The 22,652-nt window shown below is 62.3% G+C and carries 18 protein-coding genes and 4 pseudogenes; 10 read left to right on the top strand and 12 right to left on the bottom strand.

Annotated elements, in window-relative coordinates:
• Positions 1–44 precede the first annotated feature (44 nt).
• Together JCM21793_RS17230 and JCM21793_RS17235 are read right to left on the bottom strand one after the other, a co-directional pair.
• Positions 45–1,031, bottom strand: a complete 987-nt coding sequence (locus JCM21793_RS17230) for a glycerophosphodiester phosphodiesterase family protein (protein ID WP_025031155.1) — start codon at positions 1,029–1,031, stop codon at positions 45–47.
• 120 nt (positions 1,032–1,151) lie between these two features.
• Positions 1,152–2,363 carry an NADP-dependent isocitrate dehydrogenase gene (locus JCM21793_RS17235; RefSeq protein WP_025031156.1) on the bottom strand — a complete coding sequence of 404 codons (1,212 nt, stop codon included), beginning with the start codon at positions 2,361–2,363 and terminating at the stop codon, positions 1,152–1,154.
• A gap of 149 nt (positions 2,364–2,512) precedes the next feature.
• On the opposite strand from JCM21793_RS17235, the gene JCM21793_RS17240 reads away from it, so the two are divergent.
• Together JCM21793_RS17240 and fabF are read left to right on the top strand one after the other, a co-directional pair.
• A complete protein-coding gene (locus JCM21793_RS17240) occupies positions 2,513–2,953 on the top strand; it encodes a MarR family winged helix-turn-helix transcriptional regulator (protein WP_244439817.1) in 441 nt (146 codons plus the stop codon).
• A 103-nt stretch (positions 2,954–3,056) separates the two neighbouring features.
• Positions 3,057–4,329 (top strand): annotated as a pseudogene (fabF, locus tag JCM21793_RS26715) (beta-ketoacyl-ACP synthase II).
• Between the two features lie 5 nt (positions 4,330–4,334).
• Here fabF and JCM21793_RS17250 read toward each other — a convergent pair.
• Complete coding sequence (locus JCM21793_RS17250) at positions 4,335–5,198, bottom strand: LysR family transcriptional regulator (RefSeq protein ID WP_025031158.1); 864 nt, start codon at positions 5,196–5,198, stop codon at positions 4,335–4,337.
• A gap of 94 nt (positions 5,199–5,292) precedes the next feature.
• Here JCM21793_RS17250 and JCM21793_RS17255 point away from each other — a divergent pair, with 94 nt between their 5' ends.
• The 4 genes and pseudogenes from JCM21793_RS17255 (at position 5,293) to murI (ending at position 9,924) form a co-directional block, all read left to right on the top strand.
• Positions 5,293–6,069, top strand: coding sequence for an NAD(P)H-dependent oxidoreductase (locus JCM21793_RS17255; RefSeq protein WP_025031159.1), 777 nt, complete (start codon positions 5,293–5,295; stop codon positions 6,067–6,069).
• A gap of 97 nt (positions 6,070–6,166) precedes the next feature.
• A complete protein-coding gene (locus JCM21793_RS17260; protein ID WP_025031160.1) occupies positions 6,167–8,293 on the top strand; it encodes a DUF294 nucleotidyltransferase-like domain-containing protein in 2,127 nt (708 codons plus the stop codon).
• A 49-nt stretch (positions 8,294–8,342) separates the two neighbouring features.
• On the top strand, positions 8,343–9,131 hold the full coding sequence (locus JCM21793_RS17265) for an RNA methyltransferase (protein ID WP_025031161.1): 789 nt from the start codon (positions 8,343–8,345) through the stop codon (positions 9,129–9,131).
• A gap of 2 nt (positions 9,132–9,133) precedes the next feature.
• A pseudogene (gene murI, locus JCM21793_RS26720) lies at positions 9,134–9,924 on the top strand (glutamate racemase).
• A 53-nt stretch (positions 9,925–9,977) separates the two neighbouring features.
• Here the strand turns inward: murI and JCM21793_RS26725 are convergent.
• Positions 9,978–10,888, bottom strand: a pseudogene (locus tag JCM21793_RS26725) (LysR substrate-binding domain-containing protein).
• A gap of 115 nt (positions 10,889–11,003) precedes the next feature.
• Between JCM21793_RS26725 and JCM21793_RS17280 the strand changes: the two are divergent.
• From JCM21793_RS17280 to JCM21793_RS17290, 3 genes are all read left to right on the top strand, one after another.
• Positions 11,004–11,204, top strand: a complete 201-nt coding sequence (locus tag JCM21793_RS17280) for a hypothetical protein (protein ID WP_025031162.1) — start codon at positions 11,004–11,006, stop codon at positions 11,202–11,204.
• Positions 11,205–11,482: 278 nt separating this feature from the next.
• The gene (gene rpsD / locus JCM21793_RS17285; RefSeq protein ID WP_007009791.1) at positions 11,483–12,100 is read left to right on the top strand and encodes a 30S ribosomal protein S4; all 618 of its coding nucleotides are present in this window, start codon (positions 11,483–11,485) and stop codon (positions 12,098–12,100) included.
• Between the two features lie 92 nt (positions 12,101–12,192).
• Entirely contained in the window at positions 12,193–13,683 is a 1,491-nt protein-coding gene (locus JCM21793_RS17290; RefSeq protein ID WP_244439821.1) for a glycosyltransferase family 39 protein, read from the top strand.
• A gap of 72 nt (positions 13,684–13,755) precedes the next feature.
• Here JCM21793_RS17290 and JCM21793_RS17295 read toward each other — a convergent pair whose 3' ends face one another.
• The 3 genes from JCM21793_RS17295 to JCM21793_RS17305 are packed head-to-tail and all read right to left on the bottom strand — an operon-like array spanning position 13,756 to position 15,948.
• The gene (locus JCM21793_RS17295) at positions 13,756–14,157 is read right to left on the bottom strand and encodes a GtrA family protein (protein ID WP_025031164.1); all 402 of its coding nucleotides are present in this window, start codon (positions 14,155–14,157) and stop codon (positions 13,756–13,758) included.
• On the bottom strand, positions 14,154–14,963 hold the full coding sequence (locus JCM21793_RS17300) for a ChbG/HpnK family deacetylase (protein ID WP_025031165.1): 810 nt from the start codon (positions 14,961–14,963) through the stop codon (positions 14,154–14,156). Before JCM21793_RS17300 ends, JCM21793_RS17295 begins: the two co-directional genes overlap by 4 nt.
• A complete protein-coding gene (locus JCM21793_RS17305; RefSeq protein WP_025031166.1) occupies positions 14,956–15,948 on the bottom strand; it encodes a glycosyltransferase family 2 protein in 993 nt (330 codons plus the stop codon). The genes JCM21793_RS17300 and JCM21793_RS17305 overlap by 8 nt, the downstream gene beginning before the upstream one ends.
• Positions 15,949–16,158: 210 nt before the next feature.
• Between JCM21793_RS17305 and ttcA the strand changes: the two genes are divergently transcribed.
• A complete protein-coding gene (gene ttcA / locus JCM21793_RS17310; RefSeq protein WP_155983471.1) occupies positions 16,159–16,953 on the top strand; it encodes a tRNA 2-thiocytidine(32) synthetase TtcA in 795 nt (264 codons plus the stop codon).
• Here ttcA and JCM21793_RS26730 read toward each other — a convergent pair.
• From JCM21793_RS26730 to JCM21793_RS17335, 5 genes and pseudogenes are all read right to left on the bottom strand, one after another.
• A pseudogene (locus JCM21793_RS26730) lies at positions 16,937–18,179 on the bottom strand (multidrug effflux MFS transporter). The gene ttcA and the pseudogene JCM21793_RS26730 overlap by 17 nt on opposite strands.
• A 271-nt stretch (positions 18,180–18,450) precedes the next feature.
• Positions 18,451–18,786 carry a Grx4 family monothiol glutaredoxin gene (gene grxD, locus JCM21793_RS17320; protein WP_007009784.1) on the bottom strand — a complete coding sequence of 112 codons (336 nt, stop codon included), beginning with the start codon at positions 18,784–18,786 and terminating at the stop codon, positions 18,451–18,453.
• A gap of 111 nt (positions 18,787–18,897) precedes the next feature.
• Positions 18,898–19,131: a BolA family protein gene (locus tag JCM21793_RS17325; RefSeq protein ID WP_025031168.1), complete on the bottom strand. Its 234-nt coding sequence runs from the start codon at positions 19,129–19,131 to the stop codon at positions 18,898–18,900.
• Between the two features lie 120 nt (positions 19,132–19,251).
• Positions 19,252–21,447 (bottom strand): phosphoribosylformylglycinamidine synthase subunit PurL, encoded by a 2,196-nt coding sequence (purL, locus tag JCM21793_RS17330; RefSeq protein ID WP_025031169.1) that lies wholly within the window; start codon positions 21,445–21,447, stop codon positions 19,252–19,254.
• Between the two features lie 98 nt (positions 21,448–21,545).
• Positions 21,546–22,652 (bottom strand): aminotransferase-like domain-containing protein (locus tag JCM21793_RS17335; RefSeq protein WP_025031170.1); only part of this gene is annotated, 1,107 nt, incomplete at its 5' end.

Below are 22,652 nucleotides of genomic sequence, written 5' to 3' on the forward strand. Positions count from 1 at the left end.
CGGCGGGCCCGATGGCTCGAAGGCCGCCGAGGCCATCGCCGCCGTCAAGGCTGCGATGGAAGGCTGACTCTGAGAGCCGGTCCGATCGTCTCGATCCGGTTTGTCCACACATAGCCGGAGAAGTCCGGCGGGATCAGGTCAAGCTGATCGAGACTGTCGATCCCGGTTGATCCGGGGTCGTCGAGGCTTGCCGGACCAAGCAGGATGATCCGGCTTCCGGCCTCGCGCATACGGGCCTGAAACCGGTTCGGCCAGCCCCAGAGCCAGGGGGCGAAATTGGCTGGCACTGGAACCAGCGTGTCGCGGCACTCTGCCGGTACGTAACCACTCCAGCCAAGCGCGGCATAGAGACCAAGGCACTTCATGGCGCCTTTTTTGCCGAAGCCCGGAAGATCGGCAATTTGCCTCTTTGCTTCCAAGACGGGTTCATCGCCACCATAGACCGCGAGGACGCGGTCCCGCCATTGTGGATTGGCTGCAAGCATTCCGGCAAGCTGCTGCCCTTCCTTTGCGTCGCGGCTCTTGAAATTCACCAGAAAGCGCCCTTCGGGAAACCGCTCAAACACGCCTCGCAGGGAGGGCATCATGCCGACGCCCCTGCCGCGTAACGGGAACGACTTTCCCCCATCGGCCGTATAGCCATAGCCGACATCGAGCTTTTTGAGCGTGGCCATGTCGTGCGTTCGGGTGACACCGCTCCCGTCGGTGCGGCAGTCGAGCGTCCAGTCATGCATCACTGCGAAAAGCCCGTCCGTGGTGGGATGAACATCCAGCTCCACAACATCCGCACCCGCTTCGAACGCCGCTTTCATGGAGGGCAGTGTGTTCTCGATGAATGCGTGCTGCGGCGGGTAAATGCGCTCTGCCGTGCAGGTTTCGGCTGTCAGGTTCTGGCGATGATATGTCTGGTGCACGCCGCGATGGGAGATGAGCAAGCGCTCCGGCGTTTCCGGAGCGTCGGCGAGCCATGAGGCGTTCCAGAGATAAAGGCCGGACAGGGCGAGAAGAGGAAGAAGGATCCGCTTGCGCATCGAATGCTCCGGGAAGGCCGTTGAGAATCGGTGTGGACCGCAACTCATGGACGGCGATTGCGGGCAGAAAAAAGGCCGCGGATTGCTCCGCGGCCTCGATTGCTCGCATTGAAGCGGGGCTCAGGCCATGGCCTTCTGCAGGTTCTCGTCGATCTTGTCCAAAAAGCCGGTGGTCGAGAGCCAGGGCTGATCGGGGCCGATGAGCAGGGCGAGATCCTTGGTCATGTGGCCGGATTCCACCGTGTCGATGCAGACCTTTTCCAGCGTGGCGGCAAACTTCGCCAGCTCCTTGTTGTCGTCCAGCTTGGCGCGGTGGGCAAGGCCACGCGTCCAGGCGAAGATCGAGGCGATGGAGTTGGTCGAGGTCTCCTCGCCCTTCTGGTGCTGGCGGTAGTGGCGCGTCACCGTGCCGTGCGCGGCTTCCGCTTCCACGGTCTTGCCGTCCGGCGTCATCAGAACCGAGGTCATCAGGCCGAGCGAACCAAAGCCCTGCGCCACGGTGTCGGACTGCACGTCGCCGTCGTAGTTCTTACAGGCCCAGACATAGCCACCCGACCATTTGAGCGCCGAGGCGACCATGTCGTCGATCAGGCGGTGCTCATAGGTGATCTTGGCTTCCTTGAACTTGTCCTCGAACTCGGTCTCGTAGATCTCCTGGAAGATGTCCTTGAAGCGCCCGTCATAGGCTTTCATGATCGTGTTCTTGGTGGAGAGGTAGCACGGCACCTTCCGCATCAGCGCATAGTTCATTGAGGCGCGGGCGAAGTCGCGGATGGAATCGTCCAGATTGTACATGGCCATCGCAACGCCGGAGGAGGGGGCATCGAACACTTCGTGCTCGATGGTCTCGCCATCCTCACCGACGAATTTGATCGTCAGCTTGCCCTTGCCGGGGAATTTGAAATCGGTGGCGCGATACTGGTCGCCGAAGGCATGACGGCCGACGATGATCGGCTGCGTCCAGCCGGGAACCAGGCGCGGAACGTTCTTCATGATGATCGGCTCGCGGAAGATCACGCCGCCCAGAATGTTGCGGATCGTGCCGTTCGGCGAACGGTACATGCGCTTCAGGCCGAATTCCTCGACGCGCGCTTCGTCCGGCGTGATGGTCGCGCATTTCACGCCGACGCCGTATTCCTTGATTGCGTTGGCCGCATCGACGGTGATCTGGTCGTCGGTCTCGTCACGGGCCTCGATGCCGAGATCGTAATATTTCAGATCGATGTCGAGATAGGGGTGGATCAGCTTTTCCTTGATGAACTGCCAGATGATCCGCGTCATCTCATCGCCGTCGAGCTCGACGACCGGATTGTCCACCTTGATCTTACCCATGAAAAAGCTCCGCAATTGTGGTGTGAAACGGCGCGGCAAGGAGAGGCCACGCAAAGGTCGGCTGCCCTATAGCATTCCTTGTTGAAAGCGCAAAGCGGGGAGGCGTGTTTTGCACTTGACGCCGTGTAGTTACACTGTACGGTGCCGGCATGAGACGCGATCCCTCCAGATACAACATGGCCGATTGCCTGCTTTTGAACACCGTTATGGCCGCCCGCGCCATGACCCGGCGTTACGATGAGCGTCTCAAGCCCTGCGGTGTCTCGGTCATCCAGTTCTCGGTTCTGATGGTGTTGCGGGCCGGGCGCAACGAGCCGGTCAGCCGCATGGCCGAGCGGGTGGCAATGGACCGCACCACGCTGTTGCGCAATCTGGAGCTCCTGGTGCGCAGGGGACTGGTGCGGACCGAGCCCGCACTTAAGGGCAATGGCCGTCGCTTCCTGCTGAGCGGGGAGGGGGCGGCGCTGGTCGAAGAACTTGTCCCACGCTGGCGCAGCGCTCAGGCAGAGATTCGCGCTCTCCTCGGTGAAGACGATAGCGACCGGGTGTTGGCCGCGCTGAAGCAGCTTACCGCTGGCAAAGCTGTCTGAACCTGCGTGAACGTCTGAACATGCGAGCCGCGGAGAACGGCAGACATTGTTTGAACAATATAGTGTAGATACACTAGTGTAGATGCATCAAAGGAGATAACTTATGACGCAGAACGACCCCGTGGTGGTGACGGGCATGGGGGCCGTGAGCCCGCTTGGCGTCGGTGTGGAGACAAACTGGCAGCGTCTGCTCGAAGGCAAAAGCGGTGTTGTCCGCAACGACCGCTTCGATGTCAGCGCCTATGCCTGCACTATCGCCGGCCTTGTGCCGCCGAGGGATCGTGACCCGCATGGCTTCGACCCGCGCGATCATATCGACGCAAAGGACATCAAGAAGATGGACCGCTTTATCCAGTATGGCCTTGCCGCCGCGGATGAAGCGCTGAATCAGGCCCGCTGGACGCCCCAGAGCGAGGCAGAGCGCGCCCGCACGGCCACCGTCATAGGCAGCGGCGTGGGCGGTTCGCCGCTGATGGTCGAGGCAGTGGAGACCATTCTCACCAGGGGGCCGCGCCGCCTATCACCCTTCACGGTTCCCGCCTTTCTCGCCAATCTCGCCGCTGGCTGGGTGTCGATCCGTTATGGCTTCACCGGTCCCATCGGTGCGCCGGTTACGGCCTGTGCGGCGGCTGGACAGGCTATCGGTGATGGCCTGCGTCTTATCATGACGGGCGAGGCCGATGTCGTTGTGTGTGGCGGGGCCGAGGGCTCCATCGACCCCATTTCCGTCGGTGGGTTTTCAGCCGCCCGCGCGCTTTGCACGAGCTACAACGAAACACCGGAAAAGGCATCGCGCCCCTTCGACCGGGATCGCGCTGGTTTCGTTCTGGCCGAGGGCAGTGCCATGCTGGTCATCGAGCGTCTCAGCCACGCCCGCGCCCGCGGGGCCTTACCGCTTGCAGTTCTGGCCGGCTACGGTACCACGGCGGACGCCTATCACCTCACGGCCGGTCACCCCGAAGCGCAGCGCTGCCGTTTCCATGCGCCACGCGCTTTCCATGGCCGGTTTGACGCCTGACGACATCGACCACATCAACGCTCATAGCACATCGACCCCTGTGGGCGATTCCGCGGAGATTGCGGCCATAGACAGCCTTTTTTCCCACCGTGGCAGAGAACTTGCCATCGCCTCCACCAAGTCGGCGACAGGTCATCTCCTGGGAGCTGCCGGGGCCATTGAGGCGATCTTCTCCGTGCTGTCCCTCCGCGACGGCGTTGTGCCGGCGACGCTCAATCTGGAGAACCCGGATGAAGCCGCCGCCCGGTTCGACCTTGTGGCCGGTGCGCCGCGTCGCAGGAAGCTGCGCCATGTGCTGTCCAACGCCTTCGGCTTTGGCGGTGTCAACGCGGCACTTGTCTTCAGCGCTGCGCCATAAGCGCTTCAGAAGCGATCCCGTGTGGCGCTGGCAACAAAGTCCATCAGCGCGCGGATGCGCGCGGCGCGGCGCAATGTGGGGTGCGTGAGAAGCCACAGATCCACATCCAGTGCCGGGACCGCTTCCACGCATTCCAGATCGGCATCGTCTGCTGCCGCGTAGTCCGGAAGGACGGCAAGCCCGGCGCCGTTCTTCACCGCGCTCAACATGCCGGGTGTGGTGTTCACACGCATCCGGCTGCGCTCCGAAAGCCGTTCAGCCTCCATCCAGCTTTCAAGCGCCGCGTAGCCCATGTGGCGGCCGGGGCCCACCCAGCCCAGCCGTGCTTCCCGCCAGGGGGCGTCGAGCAGGCCACGCCGCACATAGATCGACTGGTGGACAAGCCCGATCCTGCGTCCCACCAGATGGCCGGGCGGCTGGTTGGCAGGTCTGATGGCGATATCGGCCTCGCGTTCGGTCAGGTTCAAAACGCTATTCGAAAGCACGACGTCCAGCTCGATATCCGGATACTGTCCGCAAAAATCAGCCATGATCGGGGCGAGGCAGAATTCGTAAAGCGTGTCCGTGGTGGTCACGCTCACCGCGCCGGACGGGCGAAGATCGCGTCCGATAACCTCCCTCTCGAGCGCGTGCACTTCCGCCTCCATGCGCCCGGCAGCCGCGATCGCTTCTTCACCCGCGACGGTCGGTGCGTAGCCGTGGCGTGAACGTTCGAACATCGTCACGCCGCTGCGCCGTTCCAGTTCGCCAAGCCTGCGGAACACGGTTGGATGGCTGAGGCCAAGCGCCTTGGCCGCGCCCGTAAGTGAGCCCGCCCGTCCCACGGCCAGCACAAGCCGCAGATCGTTCCATTCAAGTTCGCCTTTCATTTTTGCAAGCGTGTCTTTCAATTTTTGCCAATCGAATTGCAGAAACAAACAGCCTAGATCGTGTCCAGATCAAACACAATGCAGGAGCCGACCGATGCACGCGCTGATCGTATTCGCCCATCCCGAACCCGCCTCCTTCAACGGCACGCTGAAAGATGCTGCCGCCACACGTCTGGAAGCGCTTGGTTATACCGTCGAGGTTTCGGATCTCTATGGCGAGGCCTTCGACCCGGTCGAAGGCGCCGCGCACTTTGCAGATCGCCAGGATCCGGATCATTTCGCGGCACTTGCCGAGCAGCGCCATGCCGGCCAGAAGGGCACACTTCCCGTCGACGTCCGCCGCGAGATCGCGCGTATCGAGCGCGCGGACCTGGTCATCTTCCAGTTTCCGCTCTGGTGGCACGCCCAGCCGGCGATCCTCAAGGGCTGGTTTGACAGGGTCTTCGTAAACGGCCTGCTTTACAGCGGGTCGAAACGCTATGATCGCGGTGTTTTTCGCGGCAAGCGCGCCGTGCTTTCCGTCACCACCGGTGCGCCCGAGACATCTTTCGCGCCGGGTGGACGCAGCGGCGACATCGAGCTGCTTCTGTGGCCGATCCACTACTCGCTCAACTATATGGGTTTCTCCGTCCTGCCGCCTTTTCTCACCTTCGGTGTGGCAGGCCATGGCTACCGGTACGACGACGATCAGGAGAAGACGCTCCGGCTCAATGCCAGTCGCACCGCCTGGGAAGCCCGGCTTGAAACCTTGCTGCAGGAGGCGCCGTTGCCTTTTCCGGGCTGGAATGACTGGGACGAAGCCGGCCTGCCCAGACCAGGGGCACCTGTCGACGGCGCACTGCGCTTTCGCACGGGGCGGGCGCTTCAGTAGCGCCCGCCTCAGACTTTGGTCCCGATCGCGCTATTCCTTCGTGAAACCGCGCTGCTTTTGATGCACAGTTTCATCAGTTCAATGAAGGGACCCCGTCGTGAGACCCGTCACGGACGCCACGCCTCTGATCGCCGCCAACGCGGTGGCATTCGACACCGAGACCACCGGGCTCGATGTCCGGGAAGCGCGTATCCTGCAGCTTGGCGGCGTGGCGCTGGCAAATGGGTGTCTGCAGCCGGGCGATGCGTTCGAAACACTGGTCGATCCTGGCGTCCCCGTCCCGCCGCGTTCCACTGCCATTCACGGCATCACCGGCCAGATGCTGCGCACGGCACCGGGATTTGCCGATGCCTGGCCGCGTTTCGAAGCGTATCGCAAAGGCCGTCTGCTCATCGGCTATGCGCTTGGCTTCGACCTGGCTGTTCTGGAGAGAGAGGCACACAGGGCAGGGCTCCTCTGGCAGGCCCCGCGAACGCTCTGCGTGCGCATGATTGCCGGTCTCGTCAACCCTCACCTGCCCGACGCTTCGCTGGAAGCGATTGCCGCGTGGCTGGAGGTGGATACGTCAGGCCGTCACACGGCGACGGCGGATGCGCGTATTGCCGGCGAGATATTTATCGCGCTTGCGCCTCATCTCGCAGAACGCGGCATCCGCACGGTCGCCGAGGCTGAGCGCGCCTCGAGCCTGCGGTCGCAGGCCCTGCGCCAGCAGGCGGAAGCCGGCTGGAGCGAACCTTTCCTGCGCCGCACCGGCGCACCCAGCCATGCGCTTGAAGCCATCGATCCCTACGCCTTCCGCCACCGGGTTCGTGAAGCGGCCACGGGCGAGCCCGTTGTCGCGCATGAAGACCTGGCAGTGCTGGAGGCCGCCCGCCTCATGGCAAAACACCGGATCAGCTCCCTGCTTCTCTCTGCAGACGGGAGGTCCGGCGGCTCCATCGCCGAATATTCGATCGTCACCGAGCGGGATGTGCTGCGGGCGGTCGCGTCCGGAGGAGGAGAGGCGCTTGCCGGTCGTGTTTCGGCGATTGCCTCAAAGCCGGTGATCGCAGTGCAGGGCGATGCCTTCTTCTATCAGGCGCTCGGCCTGATGAGCCGGGAAAAGGTTCGCCATCTGGCGGTGTCCGACAGCGAGGGGCATCTGTCCGGCGTGATTTCGGCCCGCGATTTTCTAAAATTCCGGGCAGGCGCTGCCGTCGATCTTCAGGCGCGCATCGAGAATGCCACGACGCCGGCCGATCTCGCCGGCGCCTGGTCACGCGTCGCAGTCATCGCTTCTGCGCTTCTCGACGAGGAAATCGATGCGCGCATCATTGCCGAGATCATTTCCGGCATCCTGTGTTCCATCACGGCGAACGCCTGTCGCATGGCGCTGCAGGAGATGGAGGCGGATGGGCTTGGTGCGCCGCCGGTCTCCTTCGCCGTCATGGTGCTGGGCTCGGGAGGCCGTGGCGAAAGCCTGCTGGCTGCCGATCAGGACAATGCGGTGATTTTCGCAGAAGGGGCTCCCGGCGGGCCTGAAGACAAATGGTTTGCGGTCTTTGCCGAAAAGTTCACCGATTATCTGCACACGGCGGCAATACCCCTTTGCAGTGGCGGCGTGATGGCCCGCAATCCCGCCTGGCGCGGCTCGGTGGAAATCTGGCGCGCGCGCATTGACGCCTGGGTCGCCAAAGCGCGCCCGCAGGACCTTCTCAACGTCGATATCTTCTACGATCTCCGGGCGGTCTATGGTGAGGAAGCGCTGGTCACCGCTCTGGCTGCCCATGCCTGGGAAAAGGGTGCAGAGCGCGTCGAATTCGCCAAGCTGCTGGGCGAAAGCGTGCGCAATGTCGGCAGTCCATTCACACTTTTTGGCGGCTTCCGGCAGGAAAACGGACGGCTGGATCTGAAACTGCACGGCCTTTTTCCCATTGCGGCACTCGCAAGGGCACTGGCTATTCGCCACCATCTGCCGCGTGCATCGACCCGCGCCCGGCTGGAGGCGCTGGCCGAACTGCCTGCGATGCCGCGCAGCGACCTGCTTGCGCTGCGCGATGCTCACCGTTTTCTCATTGGGCGGGTGCTTGAGCAGCAGGTGGAGGACATCGCCGCCGGAATTCCACTCTCCAACCATATCGCTGTCGATCGGCTCGCTTCAGGCCAGCAGAAAACGCTGAAGGACGCCCTCAGGACTGTTGCGATCATTCCCGAACTCGTGCGCAGCGCCATGTTCGCAAACTGAGCAATGCGTGCTTTACCACGGCGCGTGAAGCGGGTAACAGCAGCCCATCATGGCAGGAACAGACAAACAGCAGGACATGCTCGCGGAAGGCCCGGCGATCATTCTGGTGGAGCCGCAACTGGGCGAGAACATCGGCATGGTGGCACGCGCCATGGCAAATTTCGGCCTGGCCGAGCTTCGGCTCGTCAGCCCGCGGGACGGCTGGCCGAATGAGAAGGCGCGCGCGGCAGCGAGCCGGGCCGATCACGTGATTGACGCGGCAACGGTCTTCGAGACACCGGCAGATGCGGTCGCCGATCTCAATTTCGTCCTGGCGACGACAGCGCGCCCGCGCGACAATTTCAAGCCCGTGCGCGGTCCCGTCGAGGCTGCTGCGGATCTGCGCAGCCGGTTTGCCACGGGTCAGAAGACCGGCATTCTCTTCGGGCGTGAGCGCTGGGGTCTCACCAATGAGGAGGTGGCGCTCGCCGATGAGATCGTCACTTTCCCGGTCAATCCGGCCTTTGCCTCGCTCAACATCGCGCAGGCTGTGCTCCTCATGTCCTATGAATGGATCAAGACGGGCGATCAGGCCGTCCGACCACCCGACAGCACGCTCGAGCCCGCCGAAAAGCTCCATATTGAAAGCCTGATGGGCTATCTCGACAGGGTTTTGGATGAGCGCGGCTATTTTCGCACCGAGGACAAGAAGCCGAAGATGATGGAAAATCTGCGCGCCCTCTTCACGCGGCCGGGCTTCACCGTGGAGGAGCTTGCGGTGTTGCGTGGGGTTTTGACTTCGCTCGAAAAATTTTCGCCGAAGAATCCGCGTGGCTCCGGCGCACCGGACCGGGGGTAGCGATGGAAACCCGGCCCATTCTCTTCTTCGATTCGGGCATTGGCGGCCTGTCGGTGGTCAAGGAAGCGCGCATTCTTCTGCCTCGCCGGCCCTATGTCTATGTGGCCGACGACGCGGCTTTTCCCTATGGCGCCTGGGAGGAGGGTGCTCTGCTTGAGCGCATGGTCGGCCTCTTCGCCGAGCTTCTCGAGACCTATCGGCCGGTCATGTCCGTCATCGCCTGCAACACGGCGTCCACCCTCGCCATTCACCGGCTGCGCGAGGCGTTTCCCGGCGAAACTTTCGTGGGCACGGTACCGGCCATCAAGCCGGCGGCCGAGCGCACGCGGTCTGGGCTGGTTTCCGTTCTCGCCACGCCCGGCACGGTCAAACGGCAATACACGCGCGACCTGATCCGCGACTACGCGGCAAAGTGTCATGTGCGGCTGGTCGGTAGTGAAAATCTCGCCGCCCTTGCCGAGCAGTATATGCGCGAGGGGCATGTGGACGAGGCGGCCGTCGAGCGGGAGATAGCCCCCTGCTTCGTGGAGCAGGATGGAAAGCGCACCGACATCGTGGTGCTGGCCTGCACGCACTATCCGTTTCTGGTCAATCGCATGCGAAAGACCGCCCCCTGGCCGGTGGACTGGATCGACACATCCGAGGCAATTGCAAGGCGCGCACTCGCCCTTTCGGCAAATCTGCCGCCTCCGTCCTCAGACGGGAATGGTCAGGATATCGCGCATTTCACCTCCGGTGCGCCGGTTGAAGCTACCGCCGCCTCGTCACCGGCTTCGGTTTCATCGTGCGCTGACCCGGCACCTGCGCGCCGGAACACACACACACATACTTCTGCGCCTGTTGTCGTCAACGGCTCTTCCGGCCCGCCTCTTCTTCCTGGAGGGACCTGAGAATCCAGTCGCGGAATGCGCGGATCTTCGGTGCGTTGCGTCGCCCCTCCGGGTAGACGAGCCAATACCCGAGACCGTCCGCTTCCGTGCGCTCGAAGGGTTTTAGCAACAGCCCGGCTTCCAGCTCCGTTCGGTAGAGCGCTGGAGTGAGCATCGCCACCCCGCGCCCCGCAATGGCTGCCCGTGCCAGCATGCTCTGTCCGCCGAGCTTGGCCATAGGGGGGCGGTCGTCACTGTCGATCTTGATGTCGATCGCGCCGAACCAGATGGTCCACCATGGGTCGCCAAGGTCGAGCAGGGGAAGTTTGAGCAGGTCCTCCGGCGTTGAGATGCCGCCAATGGTGTCTGCAAGGCGCGGGCTCAGCATCGGGGTAAAGTCGGCTGCGACAAGCAGGTGGCGCTCCAGCCCCTGCCAGGGGCCGTGCCCGCCACGAATGGCAACGTCGACATCCTCGGTGTTGAAGGCTGCAAGCCGCTGGGTTGTTTCCAGCCGCACCGATAGCGTCGGGTGCAGCTCCTGAAAGGCGTCGATGTTCTCCACAAGCCAGTTGGTGGCGAAGGTCTGTGCCGTGCTGATGGTGAAGGTACCTTCCATCATCCGCGCGCGTCGGCATAGGCGGCAGAAAGCCGTTCAAAGGCGTCGCTGACAGCCGGCGCAAACCGCTGGCCTGTCTCCGTCAGGGTCACCTGTCTCGGCCGGCGCACGAAAAGGGGCGTGCCGATCCGGTCTTCCAGAATCTTGATCTGGTAGCTGACGGCAGCCTGGGTCATGCCCAGTTCCTCGCCGGCCTTTGTAAAGCTGCCATGGCGTGATGCGGCCTCGAAGGCGCGCACCGCTGCCAGTGGCGGAAGGAGTGCACCGGACATGGATAAAATCTCCTTATGATACCCGGTCGTCTTTCAATTGGAATTCCGGCTTCAGAAGAACGACATTCGGCCAGGAAATCAACACAGCTTTTCTATGAGAGGTCGGGAAAGTCCGATGGCACACGTTTTCCTGTATGATGCCAATGAGGCCGCGACGCTCTGGCGTTCTCTCCTGAAATGGGCCACTAAGCTGGGCGCGCGCAGAAGGCACTCCGAAGTGCGCGGAATCGACCCAAGGGACATACCCGAGGCCATGCATCACGATGTCGGGCTGACGGATATCCGCCCCCTGCATCCCAAACGCTATCTGGATTAAGGCAGCTTCAGGACACGTGGAAACCGGCTTTCCGTCCCGAGTTGTGAGGAGACAGCAGAATAGAGCGTTTCGGTTGACAAGTGCGCCGCTCTCCCATATTGACCCCGCACAAGCGCGATGGCTTCTGGCTGCCGCGCTTTTTAACGTGTCCCGTGGACAAGGCCGCATCAGCGTGCGCGGCATGTCCTGTCAGGTTTCGAAAACGGAAGCCAGAGGAGGGCGCGTTTCCTTCGTCCGGAGTCTTTAGCTCCGGGGTTTTTGATGTGAAAGGGAATGCGATGAGCAAGCGCCATTCTGCAAAGTACAAACTCGATCGCCGTCTTGGCGAAAACATCTGGGGCCGTCCGAAGTCCCCGGTCAACCGTCGTGAATATGGCCCCGGCCAGCACGGTCAGCGCCGCAAGGGCAAGCTCTCGGATTTCGGTCTGCAGCTGCGTGCCAAGCAGAAGCTGAAAGGCCACTACGGCGACATTTCGGAAAAGCAGTTCCGCAAGACCTATGACGAGGCCAACCGCCGCAAGGGTGACACCAACGAGAACCTGATCGGTCTCCTGGAGTCCCGCCTCGACGCCATCGTCTACCGCGCCAAGTTCGTTCCCACGATCTTCGCTGCGCGTCAGTTCGTGAATCACGGCCACATTCTGGTCAACGGCCGCCGCGTCAACATCCCGTCCTACCGCTGCAAGGCCGGTGACGTGATCGAGGTCAAGGAAAAGTCCAAGCAGCTCGCCATCGTTCTGGAGGCTGTGCAGCTCGCCGAGCGCGATGTGCCGGATTATGTGGAAGTCGACCACAACAAGATGGTCGCCACTTATCTGCGCATGCCTTCGATCTCCGACGTGCCTTATGCGGTGCATATGGAGCCGAACCTGGTTGTCGAGTATTACTCGCGCTGATACCTTTCGGCAGGTAATTCGGAAAGGGGGCGTCCTGCCATTGGCCGGGCGCCTTCTTTTTTTGTCTTTCACGGGTTTCGCGGGGTACTGTCATGACAGGACTGGCCAGGGCGTCCAGTGTGCGAATGGGCTTGTTGCTGGCCTTCTTCGTCGCCTTGTGGACGGTCTATGCCAGCCTGACCCAGCTTAATCTCGACGGTTTTGGCGACATGCTTGAAAACTACTCCTGGGGCATCGCCTGGGAGCAGGGCTATTACAAGCATCCGCCGCTCTTCGCCTGGATCACGGCAGCCTGGTTTGCAGTGTTCCCAAACGTCGACTGGGCCTATTATCTCCTGTCGGCGGTCAACGGCGCGGCGCTCATGTTTGCGAGCTGGCGGATCGCGGTGCGGTTTCTCGATCCGTGGCGGGCCTTCCTGGCGACGGCACTCTTCTTCTTTCTGCCGCCGGTCACATTTCTCGCCATCAAGTACAACGCCAATTCGGCCATGCTGCCGTTCTGGGCGGCGACGGTGTGGTTCTATCTGCGCTTTCTGGAAAAGCGCCGGCTCACCGATGCAGTGATTCTCGGTGCCCTTGCCGCTGCTTCAATGCTGATCAAATATTTTTCAGCAGCGCTTCTGGGAGCCATCTGCCTTCATGTCCTGTTCGACCGAGAGGCGCGCTCGCTGCTCCTGAAGCCCGGCGTCTGGGTGGCAAGTCTTGTCTTCATCGCACTGATCACACCCCATCTGATCTGGTTGTTCAGAAACGATTTTCTGCCGCTGACCTACGTTTCCGAGCAGGGAGACGGGTCGGCGCTTATCGGAGTGACATCCACGCCCCGGTTTCTGGCTGCCCTGCTGGCCTATCTTCTGCCGGCTGTCCTCGTTCTCCTGATCGCGATCCTGCGCAACGGGCGCGGCCCCTGGTTCGATGCCGGACCGTTCTTCGCCCTGCGGGAGACGCTGGCGGGGCGGGCGCTCTTATGGACCGGGTTCGGCGCGCTGGCGCTCACGCTTCTTCTCGGCATTGTGTTCACCGTGCAGTTCAGTTCGGTCTGGGCGCTGCCGCTTTATTTTTCGGCGCCGATTTTCCTCATCCTGCTTGTGAAACCGGGGCGCCTGGAAGCGCAGAAACCTGCCATTCCCGCTGCCGTCGTGCTCTACGGTGCCTGTCTTCTGGCGTTGTCGCCGCTCATCTATGCGCAGGAGGCGCAGAACACCTCGCATTATAACGACGTCCCGGTTCGTGCACTTGCCGGTGAGATCGAGAATGCCTGGAATGCCCGCTACGACACACCGCTCGCCTATGTTGCCGGAGACAAGATTCTGGCCAGCGGCACGACCTTCTATGCCGCGTCGCGCCCCTATTCGATGCAGGCGAATTCCTACGCGCTGACACCGTGGATTACGCCCGAGGATGTGGCCGTGAAGGGCATGGCGATCGCCTGTTTCGATGGCCAGAAAGGTTGCCTTGCCAGGGCGGCGGAACTGTCGGGCGTTGGGGCCGATACGCAGGATCTGACCGTCCCCGGGTTTGGTGGAGAACGACGCTGGACAGTGCGTGTTTTCTTCGTGCCGCCGGCCGGTTTCGGCACGTAATTCGCTTTTCCCGAAAAAGCTCTGTTTTCACGGAATTCGAGACGAAATCCTCTCGTTTCGCCCAAAACCGCTTCAAATTACCCGGTTTTCGATGGACCAGCGGGCAGCGAAGAAATTGAGGATCGCGCCGACGAGAATGCCGATGAGCTTGGCGGCGAAAAGGCCCGTCAGCGGCGGCAGGAGATAGACCGCGAGGGTCGAGGATCCGAGCGAGATGATGCTGCCGCTGACAGCGAATTTCGCAAACGCCCTGTGCAGGCGGAAACGTTCGCCGCGCTCGAATGTCCAGCGTGAATTGACCGCGAAGGAAAAGATCACGGCGACGGCCCAGCCGAGGAAATTAGCGACCAGTGCCGGAAATGACAGCGCGACAAGAGCGCTGAAGGTGGCGAAGTCGATCACCGTGTTCAGGATGCCGACAATTGCAAAGCGGCTGAGTTTGGTCGAAAGCCCGCGGTTTCCCTCTTCGGTCATGACGCGGCTCGTTTCAGGCGAAGCGATGCGCTTTCAAGGCGCTGCGGAAAATCTTCCGAGGCAAGAGCGTCGCGCTCTTCATTGCGGGCATCGGTAAAAACGTCACGCCGGCGCAGAACATCGTCCACAGTTCCGGGATGGCACATGACGACGCTGCCATCGGGCGCCCTGTCAATGAAGAGATCGAGCGCGCGGGCAAAGGCGCCGGGCCGGCGCCAGTCATAAAAGCCGCAGAGCGGTCCCTCGACGACAAAGCCATGCCGGCGCATCTCGGCATCGAAGCCGCGCGCCAGAAGGCGGGCGACAATGACCTTTGCCTTTACGAGAGCAGGGGCTGCCCGCAGGGTCGGCGCACCGCGCAGCCATGGGCGTTTTTCGGGCGGAAGATCGGCAAAACGCCCTGCAAGCCACTGCCGCACGGGAGGCAGGAAATGAACGTGCTGGTGCCCGTCGATGAAGTCGGGATCGCGACCGAAGGATTCGCGGAAGCGGGCAAGCTGTGCGTTGGCTTCCATACCGATTGTCTCGACGTCGTGGTCGGTGAGCAGCCGCTTCAGGTCCGGCATGGTCCGGCCGGTGGAAAGGGCGGGGAAGTCCGTGAGGGTGAGGTGCATGCCGATCACGAACCGGCCATCCGTCGCCGCCAGGGCGCGCGCATGATCCCGCCAGTCGTCGAACAGCGTCATGCAGCCCGTGCCGCTCAGGCGGCCCGTTTCAAGCAGCGTTCGGATGGTTTCGCTGACGCCGGGAGAAAAGCCGTAATCGTCGGCAATCAGCCAGATCGAGCGCGCGCCGGGATCAGCCATGGGCCGCCTTGCGCGTCTTGCCCGGCTTCGCACGGGGCGCGGCATCGGAGCCCGTGATGGATTTGACGATGTAATTGGGTCTGTTCTTCGCCTCGCTGAGCGCCGACCAGACATATTCGCCGACAAGGCCCGTGAGGGCCAGGTTGAGACCGCCCAGAACGAGCACCGCGACGATCAGGCTCGGATAGCCGGGCACGGCGACGCCGGTGAAGAGCACTTCCAGAAGGATCTTGATTCCGTAGAGAAAGCCAAGCACCGCAACCCCGGTGCCGAAAAGCGACACCATGCGCAGCGGCACGACGGAGAAGGAGGTGAAGCCTTCCAGCGAGAAGGCAATCAGCCGCCGCCGCGACCATTTGCTTTCGCCACCCTGCCGCTCGGCAGGCTTGTAGAGGATGCGCTCCTGCTTGAACCCGGTCCAGGCATAAAGGCCCTTGTTGAAGCGGCGCTGGTCGCGCAACTGGCGCAGTGCCGTGGCAAAGCGGCCGGTCATGACGCGGAAATCGCCGGCATTGGCCGGAATTTCGTAACGCTGTCCCATATTGATCAGCCAGTAGAACCCGTTGGCGAGATAGCGCCCGAGCGTGCGGCTTTCGGCGCGGTCTGAACGCACGGCATAGACCATGTCGAGATCGGGATCGGCGATGATGCGGCCGATCATGTCGAGCGCGACGTCCACCGTGTGCTGAAGGTCTGCATCCATGAGGAGCACATAGTCGCCTTCGGAATGGTCGAGACCGGCGAGGATGGCCGTTTCCTTGCCGAAATTGCGCGCAAGCGTGATCAGCGACCAGTTGCCCGCCATGTGCTCGCCATAAAGCGCGCCGCCTTCATCCGTGCTGCCGTCATCGATGAAGATGAACCGCGTGTCGAGATCGAACCGCTCCCTGACCTGCGCGGCAAGGTCGCCCGCCAGGGCACTGAACCCGGCAACGCTTTCCCTTTCGTTGAGAAAGGGAACCAGAATGTCGAGCCGTTTGGCCACGCGCGCAATCTCCTTCGAACCGTGTTATGCCCGCTGAAAGTTGAAAATGCCTATTCGCTAAGTCGCCTTGCTGCAAGGCTTCTGATAGGAAGGCGCGAAATCACATGTACCGACAGAGGCGTGCCCATGCATAGCACCTTGGCGCAACCGAAAGAACCGATCGATGCCGCGGAAGCGGGAGCGGACGCTGCAGAAGACACGCCCCCCTTTATGAAGGGGATGCCTTCCTCGGTCGAGTTCAACAAACTGCGCAAGCGCCTTCTGCGCCAGGCGCGGCAGGCAATCGAGGACTTTGCCATGGTGAAGCCCGGCGAGCGCTGGCTGGTTGCGCTTTCCGGCGGCAAGGATTCTTACGGGCTCCTGGCGGTGCTTATGGAGCTTCAGTGGCGTGGGCTTCTGCCGGTGGAAATTCTGGCCTGCAATCTGGATCAGGGGCAGCCGAATTTTCCAAAGCACATTCTGCCTGACTATCTCGACAGTATCGGCGTTGCGCACCGCATCGAGTATCAGGATACCTATTCAGTGGTGACGGAGAAACTGCCCGAATCGAGCACTTACTGCTCACTCTGCTCACGCTTAAGACGCGGACATCTCTACCGCATCGCGCGGGAGGAGGGGTGCTCTTCACTGGTGCTGGGGCATCACCGCGAGGACATTCTCGAAACCTTCTTCATGAACCTGTTTCACGGCGGGCGGCTTGCGGCGATGCCGCCCAAGCTTCTGAACGACGAGGGGGACGTGATGGTGCTGCGCCCGCTCAGCTATTGCGCGGAGTCGGACCTGACGAAGTTCGCCGAGGCGATGAAGTTCCCGATCATTCCCTGCGATCTCTGCGGCAGTCAGGATGGCCTGCAGCGCAATGCCATGAAGGCGATGCTGAGGGACATCGAAACCCGTATGCCCGGCCGCAAGGACACGATGATCCGGGCGCTGACAAATGCGCGCCCGTCTCATCTTCTCGACCGCAGGCTTTTCGATTTCGCGGGCCTCACACGGGCGGATTGACGGCGTGGAACATGCGTCCGCGCTCGCCGATCAGGACGAGAACGATGGCGATTGACCCGGTGATGAAATAACCGGCGGCCAGCGGGACCGTTGAACCATCGAACATCTGACCGACAAAGGCGCCGATCAACCCGCCGCCCAGCGTGGTAAGAAAGCCCTGTGTCGCAGCCGCCGTGCCCGCCACATGGCCAAGCGGCTCCATGGCGATGGAGTTGAAGTTTGCGCCGACCCAGCCGAACTGGAACATGGCGACCGAGAACAGCACGAAAAACAGGGCAAATGGCATGTAGCGATAGAGGCCAGAACCAGCCAGAGCAGGCTGACTGCGGTGAAGCCCACAAGGGCCGTGTGGGAGAGACGGCGCATGCCGATACGGCCGACCAGGCGCGAATTGGTGAATGAGGAGATCGCCATCAGGCCGGCACCGATTGCGAAGAGGATCGGAAACCAGTCCGCCAGATCGAACGTGTCGGTGTAGATCTGCTGCGCGGAGCTGATGAAGCCGAACAGCGAACCGAAAATGCTGGTGGTTGCCAGCGTATAGCAGAGCGCGACACGGTTCGTGAGCACATAGCCGAACCCCCGCGTCACCGAAGAAAAGGTCAGCTCTCGCCGGTTTTCAGGTGCGAGGGTTTCGGGCAGGCGGATCGCAGCCCAGGTGCCGAAGACGATGGCGAGCACCGCCATGGCAATGAAGATTTCCGACCAGTCGCCGAAGATCATGATGAGCTGGCCGATGCTGGGGGCGATGACCGGTATGACCATAAAGACCATCATGACCATGGAAAGAACCTCGGCCATCTGGCGCCCGCCAAAGACGTCGCGGATCGCCGAAACGGCAATAACCCGCGTCGTCGCCGCGCCGATCCCTGCAGGAAGCGCAGTGCCAGAATGACGGCAAAACTGGGAGATATGGCTGCGATCAGTGCGGCGGAAACATAGAGTGCGAGACCGACGAAAAGCGGTGCGCGGCGGCCGAAGCGGTCGGAGATGGGGCCGAAGATGAGCTGCCCGCCCCCAAGGCCGGCCAGATAGGCGGTGACGATGTATTGCCGCGCGTTCTCGTCATCCACGCCGAGTTCAGCGCCAATCTGCTGCAATGCCGGCAGCATGATGTCGATGGCAAGCGCGTTGAGCGACATGAGCGCGGCCGCAAGCGCGATGAATTCCGCACGACCCAGCGTTTTCTGCGGTTGTAAGGCTTCATCCAAAACAGGCTTGTCCATATCTCTCTCTCCAACGAACATCGGCATGCGCAACAAACGCCGGTGCCGACGCAGTTCCACGGCGGCACGGCAGGTGCAAGGCGTCAGCCTCACAAGAGCGATTTCACTTCTCCTGGAAGTGCTACAGGCGGCGGAAATCCAGCCCTGAACCGCAATGAACGCCGGCAGAGATGTTCGAACATGTCAGCGACGCGAAAAAATGCGCTGGCGGGTGCCAACGCATCTTGAAAAAAGGAGGCGCCCGGCGGGCGGGCGCTATTCCGGTGTTAAATCAGGCGGCGCCTTTGGCAGCCACGCCCTTTTCATTGAGGAAGGCCTGCAGTTCGCCGGCCTGGAACATTTCCCGGATGATGTCGCATCCGCCCACGAACTCGCCCTTTACGTAAAGCTGCGGGATGGTGGGCCAGTTGGAGTAATCCTTGATGCCCTGGCGCAGTTCGTCCGAGGTCAGAACGTTGACGCCTTTATATTCGACATTGAGATAGTCGAGAATCTGGACCACCTGCCCGGAGAAGCCACACTGCGGAAAACCGGGCGTGCCCTTCATGAAAAGAACAACGTCGCTGCTTTTGACTTCGTTATCGATGAATTCGTTGATGCCGGTCATCGCAAATCCTCATCTGACCGGGGTAAAGGCCCGGCGTTTCACTCGTTAACCGTTATGTATTGCACCATCCATTGAGGTGCAACGCCACCCGATAAAAACTTTTGGGTCCGCTCAATCCGGAGCGCTGGTCTGAAGGGCGAGTGCATGGAGCGCTCCGCCCATATTGCCCTTCAGGGCATTGTAGACCATCTGGTGCTGCTGAACGCGGGACTTGCCCCGGAAGCTTTCCGCCACGACCTCCGCCGCATAATGGTCCCCGTCACCGGCCAGGTCGCGGATCGTGACCTGGGCGTCGGGGATACCTTCCTTGATGAGGCGTTCGATATCGGCAGCGTTCATAGCCATGGGGTGGCGATTCTCCAAAACAGTCCGTTCCCCTGAGATATGGCGATTCCGGGGGGCAAGGTCAATTGGTGGCGCAAAGCGCCCCGGCTCCATTCTGTGGGAGCCGGGGAAGATGCCGGGTCAGTCCATGAAGTTCGGGAACCACGCTTCGTGTGCCTCTTTCAGGGCCGTGACCGCGACAGGCGTCGATCCGCCCAGTGCGAGCACATCACCGCCGGTTGCGCCGATCACGACGGCGGATATGCCGGCTGCTTCGGCTTTTGAAAGAACGGCATCGGCATTTGCCGTGGTCACGACATAACGCCCCTGATCCTCACCGAAGAAGGCCGGGATGGCGTCTTCGGGGGCGTCGATGGTGGCGCCGATGCCAGAGGCAATCGCCATTTCCGCAAGCGCGACGGCAAGACCGCCGTCCGAGCAGTCGTGGGTGGCGGTCAATGCACCTGAACGGATCAGGTCGCGCACCATGTCGCCGGCGCGCTTCTCATGGGCGAGATCGACCGGCGGGGGCGGGCCCTCGGCGCGGCCATGAATGTCGCGCAGATAGACGGACTGCCCGAGATGCGTGCCCCAGCCTTCCGGTGCGCCGATCAGGACAATGGATTCACCCGCAGCGGCAAAGGCGGCGCGGGATGCCTGCTGCCAGTCCGGGATCAGGCCGACGCCGGCAATGGTGGGCGTGGGCGGGATCGCCTCGCCAAGCGTCTCGTTGTAGAGCGAGACATTGCCGGACACGATGGGAAAGCCGAGTGCTGCGCATGCTTCGCCGATGCCCTTGATGGCGTGGACGAGCTGCCCCATGATTTCGGGCTTTTCGGGATTGCCGAAATTGAGATTGTCGGTGGAGGCGAGCGGCTCGGCACCCGTCGCGGTGATGTTGCGCCAGCATTCGGCAACCGCCTGCTTGCCGCCCTCATAGGGATCGGCCTCGCAATAGCGCGGCGTGACGTCAGAGGAAAAGGCGAGGGCCTTTTTCTCCTGTCCGTCGACGCGCACCACGCCGGCGTCACCTCCTGGAAGGTGAAGCGAATTGCCCTGAATGAGCGTGTCATACTGCTCCCAAACCCAGCGGCGGGAGGAGAGATCGGGCGAATTAAGAAGCTTCAGAAGGCTCTCGGCAATATCAGCTTCGGGCACGGGGCCCGTGAGCGGCGCCCTGGGCTTCGACTCGACCCACGGGCGGTCATATTCGGGGGCCTCGTCACCGAGCTCCTTGATGGGAAGATTTGCCACTTCCTCGCCCTGATGCAGGATGCGGAAGCGCAGATCGTCGGTGGTTTTGCCGACAATGGCGAAATCGAGCCCCCATTTGCGGAAGATGGCCTCGGCCTCGTCGCGCTTTTCAGGGCGCAGCACCATAAGCATGCGCTCCTGGCTTTCCGACAGCATCATCTCATAGGCGCTCATGCGCTCTTCGCGCACCGGCACGCAGTCGAGATCGAGCTCGATGCCGAGATCGCCCTTGGCGCCCATTTCGACCGCAGAGCAGGTGAGGCCGGCAGCGCCCATGTCCTGAATGGCGATGACGGCACCGGTGGCCATCAGCTCCAGACAGGCTTCGAGCAGGCATTTTTCGGTGAACGGATCGCCGACCTGCACGGTGGGACGCTTCTCGTCGATGCCTTCGTCGAACTCGGCGGAGGCCATGGTCGCGCCGCCGACGCCATCACGGCCGGTCTTGGCGCCCAGATAGACGACGGGCAGGCCGACGCCCTCGGCCTTCGAATAGAAGATGGCATTGGTTTCGGCGATGCCGGCGGCAAAGGCGTTGACCAGAATATTGCCATTGTAGCGGGCGTCGAAATTCACCTCACCACCGACGGTGGGAACGCCAAACGAATTGCCGTAGCCGCCGATGCCGGAAACGACGCCGGCAACCAGATGCTTCGTCTTGGGGTGATCGGGCGCGCCGAAGCGCAGCGCGTTCATGGCGGCGACAGGGCGTGCGCCCATGGTGAACACGTCACGCAGAATGCCGCCGACGCCGGTGGCCGCGCCCTGATAGGGCTCGATGAAGGAGGGGTGGTTGTGGCTCTCCATCTTGAAGACCACGCATTGCCCGTCACCGATGTCGACCACGCCGGCGTTCTCGCCCGGGCCCTGAATGACCTGCGGCCCCGATGTGGGGAGTGTGCGAAGCCATTTCTTCGAGCTCTTGTAGGAACAGTGTTCGTTCCACATGGCCGAGAAAATGCCAAGCTCGGTGAAGCTCGGCTCGCGGCCGATCAGGTCGAGGATGCGCTGATACTCGTCGGGCTTCAGGCCGTGAGCGGCGATGAGGTCTTCGGTGATCGGGATGTGATTGGGAATGGTCATGTGGTCGGCATGGTCCCTGCGAAGGGGTTGCAACGGGTGTCTCGAGGCTGCGTTACAGTATTGCGGCCCGATAATCCACTTCCCAATGCCGGTTTTCATCAACCGTAATTGTCAAATCCGCTGATCGGATTGTCGAGAAGGCTCCTGAGCGTCGTCAGTCCGCGCGTCACGCAGTCGTGGCTCTCGGGCACAGTGAAGGCGATGCGGGCGCGGTGGAGCGTGGCGCCGGCGCGGCCCACCTTGAACTCGTCCTCATCGTCGATCAGCACGCCTTCTTCCATGGCCGCTTGCTTAAACGTGCTCGACAGCCAGGGTTCGGGCAGTTTCAGCCACAGGAACGGCGCGTTCGGATGCGACGTGAAATCCCTGCCGGCGAAGAGGGATGCGGCGATCGCCTGACGCGCGCCGATCTCCGCACGCACACGGTCGTGAATGTCGAAGGCTTCCCCCGACAGCACAAGCTGGGCGGCGAGCTCGGCAAGCAGGAAGGGTATGCCGCCCGTGATCATCTTGTGGGCGGTGAGCACACGCGAGGCATAGGGCGGGGGTGTGGCGACCCATCCGCCGCGCACGCCGGCCGCGACGGATTTGGACAGGCTGCCCACATGGAAGGTGCGCTCGGGCGCCAGGGTGGCGAAGAGGGGCGGGGTTCTGTCGAGGAGGGCGCCGTAGATGTTGTCCTCGATCAGCCAGACATTGTGCACTCTGGCGATCTCGACAATGGCGCGCCGGCGTGTCTCCGGCATGGTGGCGAGCGTTGGATTGTGGAGCGAGGGAACCAGAAACACCATGCGGGGATGCTGCTGGGCGCAGACCCGTTCAAAATCCTCCGGCACCATGCCCTCCTCGTCGATGGCGACCGAAAGCAGGCGGCGGCCGGTGACCGTGGCGCTGCGGGCAATGTGCGAATAGGTGAATTCCTCGAAGGCGATGCGGTCGCCCGGTACAGTCATGGCGGCGATGGTTGCCAGAATGCCGGCATGGCCGCCCAGCGTGGGAACGATGCTGTCGGGATGCGGGGTCCAGTCGCCGCGCGCGAGCCACTGGCTGCCGGCATCGAGCCAGCGCGCGGGCAGGGAGCGCGTATAGCTTGCAATGTCGGCCGGGTGATCGCGGGCGATCCTCTCGGTGATCCGTGTCAGGGCGTCGGCCTGGCCGACATTGGGCGCTGCGGTGGAATCCATGCGGGTCTTGCCGGGCTCCGG

Source organism: Nitratireductor aquibiodomus NL21 = JCM 21793 (assembly GCF_000615975.1).
Taxonomy (GTDB): Bacteria; Pseudomonadota; Alphaproteobacteria; order Rhizobiales; family Rhizobiaceae; genus Nitratireductor; species Nitratireductor aquibiodomus.

What these genes read in the sequence shown, in the direction of transcription:
- JCM21793_RS17230 (WP_025031155.1), bottom strand. Translation starts at nt 1,031, where the DNA reads ATGCGCAAGCGGATCCTTCTTCCTCTTCTCGCCCTGTCCGGCCTTTAT.
- JCM21793_RS17235 (WP_025031156.1), bottom strand. Translation starts at nt 2,363, where the DNA reads ATGGGTAAGATCAAGGTGGACAATCCGGTCGTCGAGCTCGACGGCGAT.
- JCM21793_RS17240 (WP_244439817.1), top strand. Translation starts at nt 2,513, where the DNA reads ATGAGACGCGATCCCTCCAGATACAACATGGCCGATTGCCTGCTTTTG.
- JCM21793_RS17250 (WP_025031158.1), bottom strand. Translation starts at nt 5,198, where the DNA reads ATGAAAGGCGAACTTGAATGGAACGATCTGCGGCTTGTGCTGGCCGTG.
- JCM21793_RS17255 (WP_025031159.1), top strand. Translation starts at nt 5,293, where the DNA reads ATGCACGCGCTGATCGTATTCGCCCATCCCGAACCCGCCTCCTTCAAC.
- JCM21793_RS17265 (WP_025031161.1), top strand. Translation starts at nt 8,343, where the DNA reads ATGGCAGGAACAGACAAACAGCAGGACATGCTCGCGGAAGGCCCGGCG.
- JCM21793_RS17280 (WP_025031162.1), top strand. Translation starts at nt 11,004, where the DNA reads ATGGCACACGTTTTCCTGTATGATGCCAATGAGGCCGCGACGCTCTGG.
- rpsD (WP_007009791.1), top strand. Translation starts at nt 11,483, where the DNA reads ATGAGCAAGCGCCATTCTGCAAAGTACAAACTCGATCGCCGTCTTGGC.
- JCM21793_RS17290 (WP_244439821.1), top strand. Translation starts at nt 12,193, where the DNA reads ATGACAGGACTGGCCAGGGCGTCCAGTGTGCGAATGGGCTTGTTGCTG.
- JCM21793_RS17295 (WP_025031164.1), bottom strand. Translation starts at nt 14,157, where the DNA reads ATGACCGAAGAGGGAAACCGCGGGCTTTCGACCAAACTCAGCCGCTTT.
- JCM21793_RS17300 (WP_025031165.1), bottom strand. Translation starts at nt 14,963, where the DNA reads ATGGCTGATCCCGGCGCGCGCTCGATCTGGCTGATTGCCGACGATTAC.
- ttcA (WP_155983471.1), top strand. Translation starts at nt 16,159, where the DNA reads ATGAAGGGGATGCCTTCCTCGGTCGAGTTCAACAAACTGCGCAAGCGC.
- grxD (WP_007009784.1), bottom strand. Translation starts at nt 18,786, where the DNA reads ATGACCGGCATCAACGAATTCATCGATAACGAAGTCAAAAGCAGCGAC.
- JCM21793_RS17325 (WP_025031168.1), bottom strand. Translation starts at nt 19,131, where the DNA reads ATGGCTATGAACGCTGCCGATATCGAACGCCTCATCAAGGAAGGTATC.
- purL (WP_025031169.1), bottom strand. Translation starts at nt 21,447, where the DNA reads ATGACCATTCCCAATCACATCCCGATCACCGAAGACCTCATCGCCGCT.